Origin of the sequence: Mesorhizobium comanense (assembly GCF_005503535.1) — a bacterium.
GTDB classification, from domain to species: Bacteria; Pseudomonadota; Alphaproteobacteria; order Rhizobiales; family Rhizobiaceae; genus Mesorhizobium; species Mesorhizobium comanense.
In genome coordinates this window covers 61,944-76,386 of the sequence record NZ_SCNN01000018.1, presented here as the reverse complement: position 1 = coordinate 76,386, position 14,443 = coordinate 61,944, and the positions used below count along the sequence as shown (strand labels likewise).

Below are 14,443 nucleotides of genomic sequence, written 5' to 3'. Positions count from 1 at the left end.
CCTCAATCTTCCGGCAGGAGGCCACCGATTGGGAAGGGGATGGATCCCGGTTAGCTCGCCGCAGCCATGCTGGTGATCTCGCTGTCCAACTGGCGCTGCGTCAAGGCGGCCTCGGCCATCACCCATTGCTTGAACAACAGCACCTTGCGCGCGGCAAGGCTCTTGTGGGGGGAGACAAAATACCAGCCGGCCGTGTTCGGGTGGTGGACGGCAAAGGGGGCCACCAGCCTTTCGGCGCGGATGTCGCTGGCCATATAGGCGCGGTTGGCGACGGCAAAACCCATTCCGGCATTGGCCGCCTCGTAAGACATCATGCAGGAATCGAAATAGATGCTTTTGGTCTCGCTGAGCACGAAGCTGGCGCCGGCGAAACCAAGCCAGGATTGCCAATTCTGCGTACAGGTGTCGGAATGCAGAAGGGTGAAGTTCTTCAGGTCGTCGGGCGTCACCTTCGACAGCGGCTTGTCGCCGAGAACATCATGGAAGAGCTTGCGGCTGCATACCGGTGTCAGGTCCTCCCGAAACAGTAGATCGGACGGCAGTCCTTGAAAATGGCCATCGCCGTAGCGGATTTCGAGATCGAAATCGGACGTCGTGAACTCATGTGTCGCGTAAGATGTCGAAACCCTCATCACGATATCGGGATATTGCCGCTGGAAATGGGGCAGGCGCGGAAACAGCCAGCGCGCCGCAAAGGTTGGCAGCACCGATATTTTCAGCACATGCTCCTGCGATTGCCCGGTCGCCTCCATGCTGGCGGCGACGATGCGCTCCAGCGCCTCGCGGACACGCGAGACATAGGCTTCGCCCTCCGGCGTCAGTGACACCGCATTGCCGCCGCGCTGAAAGATCTTGAAGCGCAGCTGGTCCTCCAGGCTTTTGACGCGCTGGCTGACCGCGGAAGCGGTGATGAACTGTTCTTCGCCGGCGCGCGTGAAATTCCCGTGCCTCGCAGCACTCTCCACGATTTTCAGCGAATTGAGGTTGACCTGACTGAGCAGACGCACGGTTTCGACCTTAAGCTGCGCTTACGCTAGCACCAGCATTCCTAAATTTACAGGGGGGACCAATTTAATCGACTGTTTACCAAGTGTTGCCCCCATCTTGGAGAAGTAGAATGAATGCCCATACCATTCCCGAACTGCGCTACGCGATGAGTCGTGAGGCCATCATCGGCCATGAAACCGCCTGGAAAGTGTCGAGCTTCGGCGTCGCGCAATATCTGCACGGCTACGACCCCGCGCTTCTCGCCGCCATCGAGGAGGCCGCTTTGAAGCTCAAGGCCAGCCATGCAGTGCACAAGCACCTCGATCTCACCTTCATCACCGGTGCCGACCGCTATATTCCTGAAATCAGGGAGCTTTTGCATGACAAGCTGCGCCTGGAGCGACTGTCCGACATGATGGGCACCAAGCTTGAGCCCTATCCGCTGTCGATCGTCGGCTCGACCGTCACCTTCATGAACCCTCGGGACGGAGCCGTCGAATGGCACTGCGATGGGGTTCCGGTCACCGAACTCATTCCGCTGTCGATCAGCAATCCACTGGTCGGCGGCCATCTCGAAATCTACTGCGACGATTCCGAAACCGGCCGCGCCATCCTCGAATCCGGCCGCGAAATTCCGCGCAACCGTATCATGCGTATCGATCACAAGATGAATTACGCCACGCTCGGACAGTTCCTTGGGGTTCTGCATCGTACAGCGCCGATCCAGTTCGGCGAACGCGTAACACTTGTGCTCAATCAGCGCTCGGTGGCCAAGCCCTATGTCGACGACAACAGGATGTTCTATCTCGCTGCCGATAACGACCACGATCGCGCCTGGGTCAACGAACTGGCCGAGGACGTCTGGACCAACCAGTTGCCCGCCTATCGCCGCTTCGAGGCCGAACACCCCACACCGGCGCCCGCCGAGGCGACCGTTCCCGGCGGCGTCAGGGAATCATGGTAGCGGCCCATGACCCTGAACGGCGGTCACCGGCTTGCGGGCAGGATCATGGTCAGGCCATCGGATAGGCCCCCACGCCGGTCGTTCCGGCGTGGGGCGCGCCCGATGGCCGCGCTGGCCCTTGCCGGCAGCGCGGTGGCCTTGTGGTCGACCAATGCCCTGGTTGGCAAAGCCCTGCTGGCGAACCATCCGGTGTCACAGGTGCAGCTTCTGCAATTCGCTGGAGCTGCCCTGGTGTTCGCCCTGATCAGGCTCACGGGCCGGCCTGGAAGCTCCCAGGGCGCGGATAGGCTCACGCTCTTCCCGCTGGCCGTGGGCTTTGTCGGTTTGGTCGGCACCATGGTGCTGCAATATGTTGCCTTCGCTTCCATGCCGGTGATCGAAGGCAATCTCGTGGCCTATACATGGCCGGTGATGGTCGCCGCGGCCGTGATCGTCTTCGACAATCCGCGGCGGCCCGTCCTCCTCGGCCTTGCCACCGCCATAGGATTTGTCGGCGTTGCGCTGGTGATTGCGGGAGGGCGCGATCGCACCTGGTTCCAGGGCGATCTTGCCGGTTATATCGCGGCATTCGGATCCGCGCTCTGCATGGCGTTCTATTCGGTGGTTGTGGGACGGCTCGCCGTCTCGCCGGATCGTCTGTTGTTGCCGTCATCGTTGATCGGCTTGGCCCTGGCGCTTGCATGGTGCGTGCGCGACGGCGTCGCCTGGCCTGCCGGCAGTTACCTCGCGCTTGGACTCTATCTCGGCGCCGGCCCGATGGGCCTGGGCTATTATCTCTGGTCTCGCGCCCTGAGGCTCGAAGGTGGCGGCAGGGTCGCCGTTGTCGCCTATCTCACGCCGATCGCATCGACGCTGCTGCTGACGCTCTCCGGCGAGCGGCTGACGATGACGGCCATCGCCGGAGCCGTGCTGGTCGTTGGCAGTTGCGTGGCGGTTGGCCTGGAACGTTCGGAGGCGGATAGCCATGTTTGACGACGATGAGCGTCTCGCCAGGCAGGAAGCTCACTGGCTGATCAGGAAATTCGGCGAGGATGCATCGCTCTACGCCGCGATGAAGGCTGAAAAGGCAATCGAACAGAAGGACTTCGGGCGTTGCGCCCGCTGGAAGCGTATTCTGGAGATATTGGCCGACGGCCACGCCGCGAAGTCTGCCATTCCCAAGTATTAGATTTTCTAATTTGCACGGGCTCGATTTCCCATGAAAGCTATTTTCGCCGAGTCTTGATTCCTTGTTCAGACTTGGCTGTCCGTTGGGGGACGCGGCTGAAGAGATACATCGATCGAAGTCTTCCTTGGGGTGGATGACTTTGTCGCAAATAGGGTGATAGAATTGTCAAATATCGATGATAAGACCGTTATCGAGCTGACGGCAGATATTGTCTCGGCCTATGTCGGCAACAATCCGCTCCCGGCCTCCGGCCTGCCCGATCTGATTGCCAGCGTCAGCGCGTCGGTCCGGAAGCTGGCCGGTGCGGCTGTCGTGGAAAGCCCAAGCCTGGTTCCGGCGGTGAATCCAAAGAAGTCGGTGTTCCCCGACTACATCATCTGCCTGGAAGACGGAAAGAAGTTCAAGTCGCTGAAGCGCCACCTCCGTACCGACTACGGCCTGAGCCCGGACGACTATCGCGCCAAATGGGGGCTGCCGCCGGATTATCCGATGGTTGCGCCAAATTACTCCGCGACACGCTCGGCGCTGGCGAAGTCGACGGGACTTGGCCGCAAGCCGGCGGCAGCGCCGGCGGCGGTGGCCAAGCCGACAAAGCGCGGCAAGGCCGTGGCCTGACCACGGGGCTTGCCTTCGGGCGAGCCATGAGCGGCCGCTTTGGCGGCGTCTCTTCGCGCGTGGTTTTCAGACCTTGCTGGGCCGACTGGTCCGCAAGGTCTTGCGAAGCCCGCGCCTCCCGTGCAAAAGCGCGGCCATGCTTATTATCAACGATCTCTCGCTGCGCATGGCGGGGCGCCTCCTCCTCGACCATGCTTCGCTCACCTTGCCGGCCGGCACCAAGGCGGGCCTTGTCGGCCGCAACGGCACGGGCAAGACGACGCTGTTCAAGGCCATAACGGGCGATTTCCCCTCCGAAACAGGCTCGATCAGCCTGCCCAGGAGCACGCGCATCGGCCAAGTGGCGCAGGAAGCGCCCGGTACCGAGGAGCCGCTGATCGAGATCGTGCTCAAGGCCGACCTTGAGCGCTCCGCGCTGCTCGAGGAGGAAAAGACCGCGACCGATCCGCACCGCATCGCTGACATCCACATGCGGCTGGCCGACATCGATGCGCATTCGGCTGAATCCCGCGCCGCCACCATCCTGGCCGGGCTTGGCTTCGATGACGCCGCACAGCGGCGTCCGGCCTCGTCCTTCTCCGGTGGCTGGCGCATGCGCGTGGCGCTTGCCGCAGTGCTGTTTTCCGAACCCGACCTGCTGCTGCTCGACGAGCCGACCAATTATCTCGATCTCGAAGGCACGTTGTGGCTGGAAAACTATGTTTCCAAGTATCCGCATACAGTGCTTCTGATTTCGCACGATCGCGACCTGCTCAACCGTGCCGTCAATTCGATCGTTCATCTCGACCAGAAGAAGCTGACCTTCTGGCGCGGCGGCTATGACCAGTTCGAGCGCCAGTATACCGAGCAGAAGGAGTTGCAGGAAAAGGGCCGCGTCAAGCAGGAAGCCGCACGCAAGCATATGGAATCCTTCGTCGAGCGTTTCCGAGCCAAGGCCTCTAAGGCGAGGCAGGCGCAATCGCGCATCAAAGCGCTGGAGAAGATGAAGCCGATCGCGGCCATCGTGAACGATTCGGTGCGACCGTTTTCCTTCCCCGAACCGGTGAAGACCGTGGCGTCCCCGATCGTGGCGCTGAACAATGTCAATGTCGGCTACACCGAGGGGCAGCCGATCCTGAAGAAGATGACGCTGCGCATCGACGCCGACGACCGCATCGCTCTGCTCGGCGCCAATGGCAACGGCAAATCCACCTTCGCCAAGCTGCTGTCGGGACGCCTGAAGCAGGAGACCGGCACCATGACGGTGGCGCCCGGCCTCAAAGTGGCGATTTTCGCGCAGCACCAGCTCGACGATCTGCGCCCCGAGGAGAACGCCTATGAGCACGTCCGCCGGCTGATGCCGGAGGCGCCGGAATCCAAGGTGCGCGGTCGCGTCGCCCAGTTCGGCCTCTCGACCGAGAAGATGAATACGCCGGCCAAGGATCTGTCGGGTGGCGAGAAGGCGCGCCTGTTGATGGGCCTGTCGGCCTTCGATGGCCCGAACCTTTTCATCCTCGACGAACCGACCAACCATCTGGACATCGACAGCCGCGAATCGCTGATCCATGCGCTGAACGACTTTCCGGGCGCGGTAATCCTGATCTCGCACGACCGGCATCTGCTGGAGGCGACAGCCGATCGGCTCTGGCTGGTCAAGGACGGCGCGGTCAATCCTTATGATGGCGACCTGGAGGATTACAAGACACTGGTCACCGGCGTGTCTTCGAGCCGGCGCGAGCAGAAGGAGGCGGACAAGGCCTCCAAGGCCGACCGCCGCCGAGAGGCGGCACAGCGCCGAGCCGCTTTTGAGCCGCTGGCCAAGGAGATCCGCGCCACCGAGGCGCTGATGGACCGCATCCGCAAGCGCATCGACGGCATCGAGGATGAGCTTGCCAACCCGGCGATCTACGAGAAGGACCCCTCGACCGCCACCCGCCTCGCCAAGGAACGCTCGCAGCTTGCCCAGACGCTTTCGGGCCACGAGGAAAAATGGCTGACCATGTCGGCCGAGTACGAGGAAGGCACGGCGGAATGATTTACCCTCCCCCTCGTGGGGAGGGTCGATCCGCGAAGCGGAGCGGGGTGGGGGGCAGCGCCAGGGCCACCCCACCCCGGCGCTGCGCGCCGACCCTCCCCATCAAGGGGAGGGTGAGCCGCCGCCGCGCCATATTAGATGGAAAAGACATCTTCCAAGAGTAGCTTGTGCGCAAATCTAGCCTACACGCCGTCTCGACCTCGAGCTAATCTCATATTCGGACAAGTCCGGGGCGCGCCATGACAGCCATAGACGATCTTGTGAATGAATTTGTGCGTGAAGATGGCTTCTTCTTTGGCCTTCACCACCGGCAATTGGACCCTGTCGCGGCTGAACGTGCGCTGCAAGCTCTAAAACGTACCGAGATAGGCACTGATCACGGCGCCAACTACCGGCTGGCGGACAACTTGTTCCACGCGATGTTGAATTGACCACATACGGTTACTACAACCGTGACAATGAACTGTTCGATCGCCACTTCAACTCGCTCTTCTTCGAGATTGCTGAACGGTTCAACGCGATTGGCAGATTGGGCGAGGCGATGCGCCAGAAATAGCGTGAGGGAAGGGGCATAGATGTCCAGGGAGTTGTGGATCAAGGCAGGCAGCGTTCTGGCCGTCGACCCTAAGGCAAGTGTCAAATGTCCTGAGTGCGGCGAAGCCGATCTGGCGGTGTTCGACACCAGAGCGGGTAAAGACCACGTTGAGCGGCATATGCGCTGCCCAAAATGCGGCGCATACAACGCGCTCTACGAGAACATAAGCTTCGACTAGCCCGCAGCGCCAGCACCCGATGTCCATTCTGTATCGTCAAAGTGACTGCGATGGGACAGAAACCGCATCCCAAAAGCAGCATATCAAGCAAAGCTGGCCCTACACGACTTCTGCGGAAACCGCTAACCTCACCCCATGAACCAGCATGCCAAGCTTCGCATAGGCCACTCCGCCTGTCCGCATGATTGCCCGTCCACCTGCGCGCTCGACGTGGAACTGCTCGACGGCAACCGCATCGGGCGCGTCCACGGCGCCAAGGCGAACACCTACACGTCGGGCGTCGTTTGCGCCAAGGTCGCCCGCTATGCCGACCGCGTCCACCATCCCGATCGGCTTATGAAGCCGCTTATCCGCGCCGGCGGCAAGGGCGAGGGCGTCTGGAAGGAATCCAGCTGGGAAGCCGCACTCGACCTCGTCGCCGAGAAATTCATCGCCGCCGAGGAAAAATACGGCTCGGAGACGGTCTGGCCGTATTTCTACGCCGGCACGATGGGGCTGGTGCAGCGTGACGGCATCGAGCGGCTGCGGCATGCCAAGAAATATTCGGGCTTCTTCGGGTCGATCTGCACCAACCTTGCCTGGACCGGCTGGATGATGGGGGCGGGCGCGCTGCGCGGTCCCGATCCGCGCGAGATGGGCAAATCCGACTGCGTGGTGATCTGGGGCACGAATGCCGTGGTCACGCAGGTCAATGTCATGACCCACGCCATCAAGGCGCGCAAGGAGCGTGGCGCCCGGATCGTCGTCATCGACGTCTATGAGAACGCGACGATGAAACAGGCCGATATGGGCCTTGTCCTGAAGCCCGGCACGGATGGCGCGCTGGCCTGCGCGGTCATGCACGTGCTGTTCAGGGAAGGCTTGGCCGACCGCGCTTATCTCGAAAAATACACCGACGATCCGAAGGGCCTGGAAGAGCATCTGCTCACGCGCACGCCTGAGTGGGCGGCCGGTATTACCGGTTTGACGGTCGCCGAGATCGAGGCCTTCGCCCGGTTGGTCGGCACGACCAGGAAAACATATTTCCGCCTCGGCTACGGTTTTGCTCGCCAGCGCAACGGCGCCGTCAACATGCATGCGGCCTCCTGCATCGCCGCCGTGACCGGCGCCTGGCAATACGAGGGCGGTGGCGCTTTCCACTCCAATTCGGGCATCTTCAAGCTCAACCAGGATGTGCTGGAAGGCTCGCGAATGCGCGATCCCTCGATCCGCTATCTCGACCATTCGCGCATCGGCCCTGTGCTGACCGGTGCCAGCGATGCGCTCTATGGCGGGCCGCCGGTAACGGCGATGCTGATCCAGAACACCAATCCGGTGAACGTCGCGCCCGAACAGCGGCTGGTCAGGCAGGGATTCCTGCGCGGCGACCTGTTCACCTGCGTGCACGAGCAGTTCATGACCGATACGGCAAAACTGGCCGATGTCGTACTGCCGGCGACGATGTTCCTGGAGCATGACGATCTTTACAAGGGCGGCGGCAATCAGCACATCACGCTGGGGCCGAAGCTGATCGAGCCGCCGGAAGGACCCCGTACCAATCATTTCGTCATCGAGCAGTTGGCGCAGCGCCTCGGGGTCGCGGATCGTCCCGGCTTCGGTCTTACAGAACAGCAGCATATCGACATCATTCTGGGCAAGCGCGGACTGGGCACCTTCGACAGCCTGAAGGAAGAAAAGTGGATCGACCTGCAACCGGATTTCGAGACCGCCCACTACATCAGGGGGTTCGGTCATCCCGACGGCAAATTCCGCTTCCGCGCGGATTGGACCGGGCAGGCCGCCCCCAACCGTCCGCCGAAAAGCATGGGCCTGTTCGGTCCGGTGGAGCGCCTGCCTGAATTTCCGGACCATGTCGACCTGATCGAAGTCGCCGACGAGGCGCATCCGTTCCGGCTGACGACTTCGCCGGCGCGCAATTTCCTCAACTCGACTTTTGCCGAGACGCCGGTGTCGAAGGCCAAGGAAGGTCGTCCGGAACTGCTTCTTCATCCCGACGACGCCGCCGCGCATGGGGTGGCGGACGGCGACTTGGTCGAGGTCGGCAACCCGCGTGGAGAGGTGGTTCTGCACGCGAAGCTGTTCGATGGCATGAAACGCGGCGTGGTGATTGCAGAGGGCATCTGGCCGAACAGCGCGCATGAGCGTGGCGAGGGCATCAATGTGCTGACCGGCGCCGATGCACCGGCGCCCTATGGCGGCGCCGCATTCCACGACAACAAGGTCTGGCTGCGCAGGGCGGAGTTGGCGGCGTAGCGACGGGGGCCAACCGCATTGCCAAGTGAATTGAAGAAGCAAGGCGGGCGGGATGCCTAAACCGGCAGGGCTTCCGCAGCCTTTTTCCGGTTCCGCCTGTGCCGGATATCGTCGGCGATCGCCTGGGCTTCGATCCCGATTTCGCGCAGCAAGCCGGTGACCGCGTTGTGAAAGCCCACGAGGTAGAGGCCGAGATCCGAGGCACGCGCATTGACGCCGCTGGGGCCGGGCTCGATGCCGGGTTCGAGAAAGCGGGCATAGGCCGGGCGATAGCCGGTGGCGAAGAGGATCGCATCGAACTCGCCCTGCCTGCCGTCGACGAAGCGGGCGCCGCGTTCGGATATTTCGGCGATATCAGGCGCGACCTTGATCGTCCCCTCGCGGATCTTGCCGAGGGTGCCGACGTCGATGACCGGGATGCGCGAAGCAAGAGCGATCTGCTGCAGCAGCCCTTGCTTCGGCCGCGTCAGCCCATACTTGTCCAGCCGCCCCAGCACGAGGTCGAGGATAACCGGGAACAGAGCATCATTGACACGTTGCGGCCCAAACCGCGTCGCCATGCCGACCATCTGGATCGGCACGCCGAACAGTTCGCGCGGCACGATGTGAACACCGCCGCGCACGGAGATCGTCGGTCGTGCTCCGCCTTCCGCCAGATCGAGCGCGATTTCCGCGCCGGTGTTGCCCATGCCGATGACCAGCACCGACTGGCCGGCAAAAGGTGTGGCGTTGCTGTAGTCGGCGCTGTGCAGCGTTTTACCCTTGAAGTTCTCGATGCCGGCAAATTCGGGCCGCAGCGGCTCGGAATTGTAGCCGGACGCGATCACCACATGCCAGGCGCTCAAGGGGCCGGACGTCGCTTCCACGCGCCAGCCGCGCCCGTCCCGGGTGATCGCGCTGATTGTTTCTCCGAAGCGGGGCCTGAGGTCGAAGCGGTGCGCGTAGTCGTCGAGATAGTCGATGAAGAGATTGCGCGGCACATAACGCGGATAGTGCTTCGGGAAAGGCACGAAGGGCAGCGAGGAATAGCGCTTGGTCGTGTGCAGATGCACGCGCTCATAGTGGCGCCGCCAGGCTGGCGCGACCTGATGCTCTTTTTCGAGAATGACGAAATCCAGCCCGGCTTGCCGAAGGCAGGCGGCAACCGCCAGGCCCGCCGGCCCGGCGCCGATGATCGCAACCGGGGTGCTGTCCTGCACGCGCGCCTCCGACGTCCTTCGCCGGCGCACAATGTCAGAAACCCTGCCGGGAAGCTATCAGTCATCCAGGCAACGGCACAGTCAGTCCGACCTTAACGCGATCCATGGCGACGAAGGTGCGGAACTTCCGCACATTGTTGTTGCCGAAGAACAGTTTTCGCGTCAGCGCCTCGTAGGCGGCCATGTCGGCTACGGTGACGACGAGAATGAAGTCGGCCTCGCCGGTAACGTAATAGCATTGCTGGACTTCGGATGTGGCCGAGAATTGCCGCTTGGCCGCGTCGATCAGTTCCGTGCGCTCGCTCTCCAATTCCACCTCGACGAAGATCGTGATCGGCTGGCCGACGGCCGCCGGTTCGACCACCGCGACATTGCCCGCGATGACACCGGACTGTTCCATGCGCTTGATGCGCCGTTGCACCGCCGGCGCCGAGAGGTTCACCGCTTCGCCGATCAGCCGCTGCGGCGTCGTGTTGTCCCGTTGCAGCATGGCAAGGATGGCGAGATCGAAACTGTCGATAGCGGGCGGTGAGGGTGGCAATCGCGATCTCCGGCGAAACAAACTTGCATTTGGAAGCGGCAAATACAGCGCTCTTTGCGCCTGCCATGCAATATGTTCTCGCAAGCAACACAAGGAGACAGTCAGTGTTCCTGCTCAATCGCAATGACCTGCACCGCCAGCCGCTTGCCGTGACCGACGCCGAAACCCTGGGTGTTGCCGGGGCCGACACGGTCGAGCGTTTCCTCGCTCGTCGCGACGATCACGAGATGACCCCGTTGCACGCGCTGCCTGCGCTGGCGCGCGAACTTGGCCTTGCCGCGCTGCATGTCAAGGATGAGGGCTTTCGTCTCGGGCTCGGCAGTTTCAAGGCATTGGGTGGCGCCTATGCCGTGTTCCGGCTGGTGCTGGAGGAAGCTGCCAAGCGGCTTGGCCGCGCTGTCGATGCCGGTGATCTCGATCGCCCCGAGGTGCGTGCCGTGGCCGCGACAATGACGGTCGCCTGCGCCACCGACGGCAATCACGGCCGCTCCGTCGCGCAAGGTGCTGAGCTCGCCGGCGCCAGGGCCGTGATCTTTGTCCATGCCGGCGTCAGCGATGAGCGGGTCGCGGCAATAGCCCGCCTCGGCGCAAGGATGGTTCGTGTCGACGGCAATTACGACGACTCCGTCCGGCAAGCCGCCAAGGTCGCGGCGGAGAAAGGCTGGACCGTGGTTTCGGACACGTCGTGGCCCGGTTACGAACGCGTCCCGGGCCTGGTCATGCAAGGCTATACGGCGATTGCGCGCGAAGCGTTGCGCCAACTGCGCGAGCCGCCCACCCACGTCTTTGTCCAGGCTGGCGTCGGCGGTATTGCCGCAGCCCTGGCCGGCCATCTCGCCATCGTGCTCGGCGACACAAGGCCGGTCTTCACCGTGGTCGAGCCGGCTCGCGCCGCCTGCGTCGTCGCGGCTGCCCGGGCCGGCCATGTCGTCAAGGTGGCCCACGACCGGCCGACGGTGATGGCCATGCTCGAATGCTATGAAGCCTCGCTGGTGGCCTGGCGCGTGCTGGCCCGTGCGGCCGACGCCTTCATGACCGTGGACGAGGAGGATGCAATCGCGGTGATGCGTCGGCTGGCGCGGCCGGCCAGCGGCGATCCGGCGATAGTCGCCGGCGAAAGCGGTGGCGTTGGCCTCGCGGGATTGATCCGGGCGGTTGCCGGAAACAAGGCCGATCTGGGCCTCGACGCCAGTTCCCGCGTGCTGGTGATCAACACCGAGGGCGCCACCGATCCGCGTCGCTATGCCGAACTGGTCGGCATGGAGCCGGCCGACGTGGTGGCCGGAAAGCCGATCGCCGAGGCGATGCTTTGATTGCCGTTGACGCACAGCGCCTGCTTGGTCGCATCCGCGAACTCGGGGCTGTCGGCCGCGATGGCGAAGGCAGGCTGACCCGGCTCGCCGGCTCCGATGCCGACAAGCAGGGCCGTGACCTTCTCGTCGGCTGGCTGCGCCAGGCCGGCCTCGATGTTGCCATCGACAGCATCGGCAATATCTTCGGCATCTGGCAAAGCGCCGACAATGCGGACAATTCCCCCGTTCTCATCGGCTCGCACATCGACACGGTTATCGACGCCGGCATCTATGATGGTTGCTACGGCGTGCTTGCCGGGCTGGAAGTGATTGAGACGCTTAAGGCGTCGGGCCTTTCGCCGTCGCGCCCGCTCGCTGTCGCGGCCTTCACCAACGAGGAAGGCGTGCGCTTTTCACCGGACATGATGGGCTCGCTGGTGCATGCCCGCGGCCTGAATCTGGAGACGGCGCTCGCCGCCGTCGGAACCGATGGCAGCACGCTCGGCGCGGAGCTTGCCCGCATCGGCTATGCGGGCGAGCGCGAACCCGGTTTCCTCAAGCCGCATATCTATGTCGAACTGCATATCGAACAGGGACCGGTCCTGGAGCGCGAAGGCGTCCCGATCGGCGCGGTGGAAAACCTGCAGGGCATCTCCTGGCAACGCATCACCCTCGATGGCGTCGCCAACCACGCCGGCACGACGCCGATGTCGATGCGTAGCGACGCCGGATATGCCGCGGCACGCGTCGTCACTTCCCTGCATGACCAGGCGGCGGCCTCCAATTCGCCAACGGTGGCCACTGTCGGCACGTTGCGCCTCGAGCCGAACGCCATCAACGTCATTCCATCGCGCGCCATCTTCACCGTCGACCTGCGCGATCCCAACGAGCAGCGCCTGCGGGCGCAGGAGGCGGCGCTGTCGGCTTTCCTGGACGAGCTGGCCGCCGAGGGTATCGCGGTGACCGTGGAACGGCTGGCCCGTTTCGAGCCCGTCATCTTCGACGGGCAAGTCGTCGAATTGATCGAGACGGCGGCGAGGAAACGCGGGCTCGCTTCTAGGCGCATGACGTCGGGCGCCGGTCATGACGCGCAGATGATGGCGCGCATCACGCCGGCAGCGATGATCTTCGTGCCGAGCGCCGGAGGCATCAGCCACAATCCGCGCGAACACACCGAGGACGCCGAACTTGTCGCCGGCGCCAACATCCTGCTTGATGTGATCGTTGAACTTGCCGGAATGGAGGCGCGCGGGAATGACTGAACTCGATCGCCAGACACTGAAGCAGGAAATGACCGCCTGGCGGCGCGACCTGCATGCGCATCCCGAATTCGGCTTCGAGGAGAAACGCACCGCCGCCTTCGTCGCGGCCAAGCTGCGCGAATTCGGCCTGGACGACGTCGCCGAGGGGATCGGCGGCACCGGCGTCGTCGGCACGCTGAAGCGCGGCAACGGCAATCGCGCGATCGCGTTGCGGGCCGACATGGACGCGCTGCGCATACAGGAACAGTCGGCCCTGCCGTACCGCTCCGGCGATCTGGCCGTCATGCATGCCTGCGGTCATGACGGCCATACCGCCATGCTGCTCGGCGCGGCAAAGCGTCTGGCCGCCGAGGATGGTTTCGACGGAACCGTCCGTTTCATCTTTCAGCCGGCCGAGGAGTGGGGAAGAGGCGCGCTCGCCATGCTCGATGATGGCCTGATGCAGCGCTTTCCTTTCGACGAGATATTCGGTCTGCACAATATGCCAGGCCTGGCCGTCGGGCAGTTCGAGACCCGAGCCGGCCCGGTCATGTCGGCCGAGGACAATTTCGAGATCGTGCTCCGGGGTAAGGGCGGCCACGCGGCGCGCCCGCATTGCGGGCAGGAAACGCTGGTCGCTGCCTGCGCGCTGGTCGTCAACTTGCAGACCATCGTCTCGCGCCGGTTGAGCCCGGCGGACATATCGGTGGTTTCGGTGACCGAACTGATCACCGACGGTACCCGCAACGCGCTGCCCGGCCTGGCCCGCATTCTTGGCGATGCGCGCAGTTTCCGCCCCGAGGTCAGTGCCGAGATCGAGCGCCAGATGCGCCTCATCGCCGAAGGCACAGCCGCCGCTTACAACGTTGCCGCCGAGGTCAGCTACACCAGGGAATTCGTGCCGTTGCGCAACGATGACGAACTGGTGGAGGCGGCCTTCGCTGCCGCGAGCCATGTCTTCGAACCCGGCAATATCGCGATCGCCGGTGAACCGATGACGGCGTCGGAGGATTTCGCCCGCTTTCTCGACCATGTACCGGGCTGTTTCGTCTTCTTGGGCAATGGCGAGGGCTCCGCCCCGCTGCACAACCCGACCTATGACTTCAATGATGAGGGACTTTTATTCGGTGCTGATTTCCATGTCGCCATCACCAGGCAAAGGCTTGGGGTTTGAGGCCCCCATCAATACGTTCTGCGCGCTTTTGCAGGGGAAATCTCGCTCATCCGGCCGGAATCCCTGATCCGGCATGACGCTGAGGCAAGACTCAGCTAGCCTCTGTACCGCGGCGGACCTGATATCCGCCTGGCCGGCGCTATCAGATTACCTCCCAAGCGGCGCCGGCCTCCTTCCTCTGAAAATTACGCTAAATTAGCGTTCGTTAAATTTAGAATGGTC

Annotated in this window: 15 protein-coding genes; 12 read left to right on the top strand and 3 right to left on the bottom strand. The window is 63.2% G+C overall.

The window, feature by feature from the left end; genetic code table 11:
• Positions 1 to 50: 50 nt before the first annotated feature.
• Positions 51 to 1,007, bottom strand: coding sequence for a LysR substrate-binding domain-containing protein (locus FFS37_RS25760; RefSeq protein WP_137933781.1), 957 nt, complete (start codon positions 1,005 to 1,007; stop codon positions 51 to 53).
• A 110-nt stretch (positions 1,008 to 1,117) separates the two neighbouring features.
• Here FFS37_RS25760 and FFS37_RS35850 point away from each other — a divergent pair, with 110 nt between their 5' ends.
• The 9 genes from FFS37_RS35850 to FFS37_RS25715 all read left to right on the top strand — a co-directional run bounded on the left by FFS37_RS35850 (position 1,118) and on the right by FFS37_RS25715 (position 8,774).
• Entirely contained in the window at positions 1,118 to 1,951 is an 834-nt protein-coding gene (locus FFS37_RS35850; RefSeq protein WP_171026417.1) for a hypothetical protein, read from the top strand.
• Between the two features lie 102 nt (positions 1,952 to 2,053).
• On the top strand, positions 2,054 to 2,923 hold the full coding sequence (locus FFS37_RS25745; RefSeq protein WP_232375769.1) for a DMT family transporter: 870 nt from the start codon (positions 2,054 to 2,056) through the stop codon (positions 2,921 to 2,923).
• Positions 2,916 to 3,119 (top strand): hypothetical protein, encoded by a 204-nt coding sequence (locus FFS37_RS25740; RefSeq protein ID WP_137933780.1) that lies wholly within the window; start codon positions 2,916 to 2,918, stop codon positions 3,117 to 3,119. The genes FFS37_RS25745 and FFS37_RS25740 overlap by 8 nt, the downstream gene beginning before the upstream one ends.
• Before the next feature lie 162 nt (positions 3,120 to 3,281).
• Entirely contained in the window at positions 3,282 to 3,734 is a 453-nt protein-coding gene (locus FFS37_RS25735; protein ID WP_137933779.1) for a MucR family transcriptional regulator, read from the top strand.
• 136 nt (positions 3,735 to 3,870) lie between these two features.
• Positions 3,871 to 5,748: an ABC-F family ATP-binding cassette domain-containing protein gene (locus tag FFS37_RS25730; RefSeq protein WP_137933778.1), complete on the top strand. Its 1,878-nt coding sequence runs from the start codon at positions 3,871 to 3,873 to the stop codon at positions 5,746 to 5,748.
• 239 nt (positions 5,749 to 5,987) lie between these two features.
• Positions 5,988 to 6,179, top strand: a complete 192-nt coding sequence (locus tag FFS37_RS25725; protein ID WP_137933777.1) for a hypothetical protein — start codon at positions 5,988 to 5,990, stop codon at positions 6,177 to 6,179.
• Positions 6,176 to 6,304, top strand: a complete 129-nt coding sequence (locus FFS37_RS36495; protein WP_269750919.1) for a hypothetical protein — start codon at positions 6,176 to 6,178, stop codon at positions 6,302 to 6,304. Before FFS37_RS25725 ends, FFS37_RS36495 begins: the two co-directional genes overlap by 4 nt.
• A 19-nt stretch (positions 6,305 to 6,323) precedes the next feature.
• Positions 6,324 to 6,521 carry an NrdR family transcriptional regulator gene (locus FFS37_RS25720; RefSeq protein ID WP_137933776.1) on the top strand — a complete coding sequence of 66 codons (198 nt, stop codon included), beginning with the start codon at positions 6,324 to 6,326 and terminating at the stop codon, positions 6,519 to 6,521.
• A gap of 135 nt (positions 6,522 to 6,656) precedes the next feature.
• Positions 6,657 to 8,774, top strand: coding sequence for a molybdopterin oxidoreductase family protein (locus FFS37_RS25715; protein WP_137933775.1), 2,118 nt, complete (start codon positions 6,657 to 6,659; stop codon positions 8,772 to 8,774).
• Positions 8,775 to 8,830: 56 nt separating this feature from the next.
• On the opposite strand, the gene FFS37_RS25710 is transcribed toward FFS37_RS25715, so the two are convergent.
• Together FFS37_RS25710 and FFS37_RS25705 are read right to left on the bottom strand one after the other, a co-directional pair.
• A complete protein-coding gene (locus tag FFS37_RS25710) occupies positions 8,831 to 9,973 on the bottom strand; it encodes a flavin-containing monooxygenase (RefSeq protein WP_137933774.1) in 1,143 nt (380 codons plus the stop codon).
• Positions 9,974 to 10,034: 61 nt separating this feature from the next.
• A complete protein-coding gene (locus tag FFS37_RS25705) occupies positions 10,035 to 10,514 on the bottom strand; it encodes an Lrp/AsnC family transcriptional regulator (protein WP_137933773.1) in 480 nt (159 codons plus the stop codon).
• Positions 10,515 to 10,618: 104 nt separating this feature from the next.
• Between FFS37_RS25705 and FFS37_RS25700 the strand changes: the two genes are divergently transcribed.
• From FFS37_RS25700 to FFS37_RS25690, 3 genes are read left to right on the top strand one after another with little or no spacing between them, the layout of a single operon-like run.
• Positions 10,619 to 11,827, top strand: a complete 1,209-nt coding sequence (locus tag FFS37_RS25700; RefSeq protein WP_137933772.1) for a diaminopropionate ammonia-lyase — start codon at positions 10,619 to 10,621, stop codon at positions 11,825 to 11,827.
• Positions 11,824 to 13,068: a Zn-dependent hydrolase gene (locus tag FFS37_RS25695; protein ID WP_137933771.1), complete on the top strand. Its 1,245-nt coding sequence runs from the start codon at positions 11,824 to 11,826 to the stop codon at positions 13,066 to 13,068. The genes FFS37_RS25700 and FFS37_RS25695 overlap by 4 nt, the downstream gene beginning before the upstream one ends.
• On the top strand, positions 13,061 to 14,221 hold the full coding sequence (locus tag FFS37_RS25690; protein ID WP_137933770.1) for a M20 aminoacylase family protein: 1,161 nt from the start codon (positions 13,061 to 13,063) through the stop codon (positions 14,219 to 14,221). The genes FFS37_RS25695 and FFS37_RS25690 overlap by 8 nt, the downstream gene beginning before the upstream one ends.
• The last annotated feature ends 222 nt before the right edge of the window (positions 14,222 to 14,443 follow it).

Excerpts from the sequence above, each read along its gene's own strand:
- FFS37_RS35850 (WP_171026417.1), top strand. The coding sequence starts at position 1,118 with ATGAATGCCCATACCATTCCCGAACTGCGCTACGCGATGAGTCGTGAG.
- FFS37_RS25745 (WP_232375769.1), top strand. The coding sequence starts at position 2,054 with ATGGCCGCGCTGGCCCTTGCCGGCAGCGCGGTGGCCTTGTGGTCGACC.
- FFS37_RS25740 (WP_137933780.1), top strand. The coding sequence starts at position 2,916 with ATGTTTGACGACGATGAGCGTCTCGCCAGGCAGGAAGCTCACTGGCTG.
- FFS37_RS25730 (WP_137933778.1), top strand. The coding sequence starts at position 3,871 with ATGCTTATTATCAACGATCTCTCGCTGCGCATGGCGGGGCGCCTCCTC.
- FFS37_RS25725 (WP_137933777.1), top strand. The coding sequence starts at position 5,988 with ATGACAGCCATAGACGATCTTGTGAATGAATTTGTGCGTGAAGATGGC.
- FFS37_RS25720 (WP_137933776.1), top strand. The coding sequence starts at position 6,324 with ATGTCCAGGGAGTTGTGGATCAAGGCAGGCAGCGTTCTGGCCGTCGAC.
- FFS37_RS25715 (WP_137933775.1), top strand. The coding sequence starts at position 6,657 with ATGAACCAGCATGCCAAGCTTCGCATAGGCCACTCCGCCTGTCCGCAT.
- FFS37_RS25690 (WP_137933770.1), top strand. The coding sequence starts at position 13,061 with ATGACTGAACTCGATCGCCAGACACTGAAGCAGGAAATGACCGCCTGG.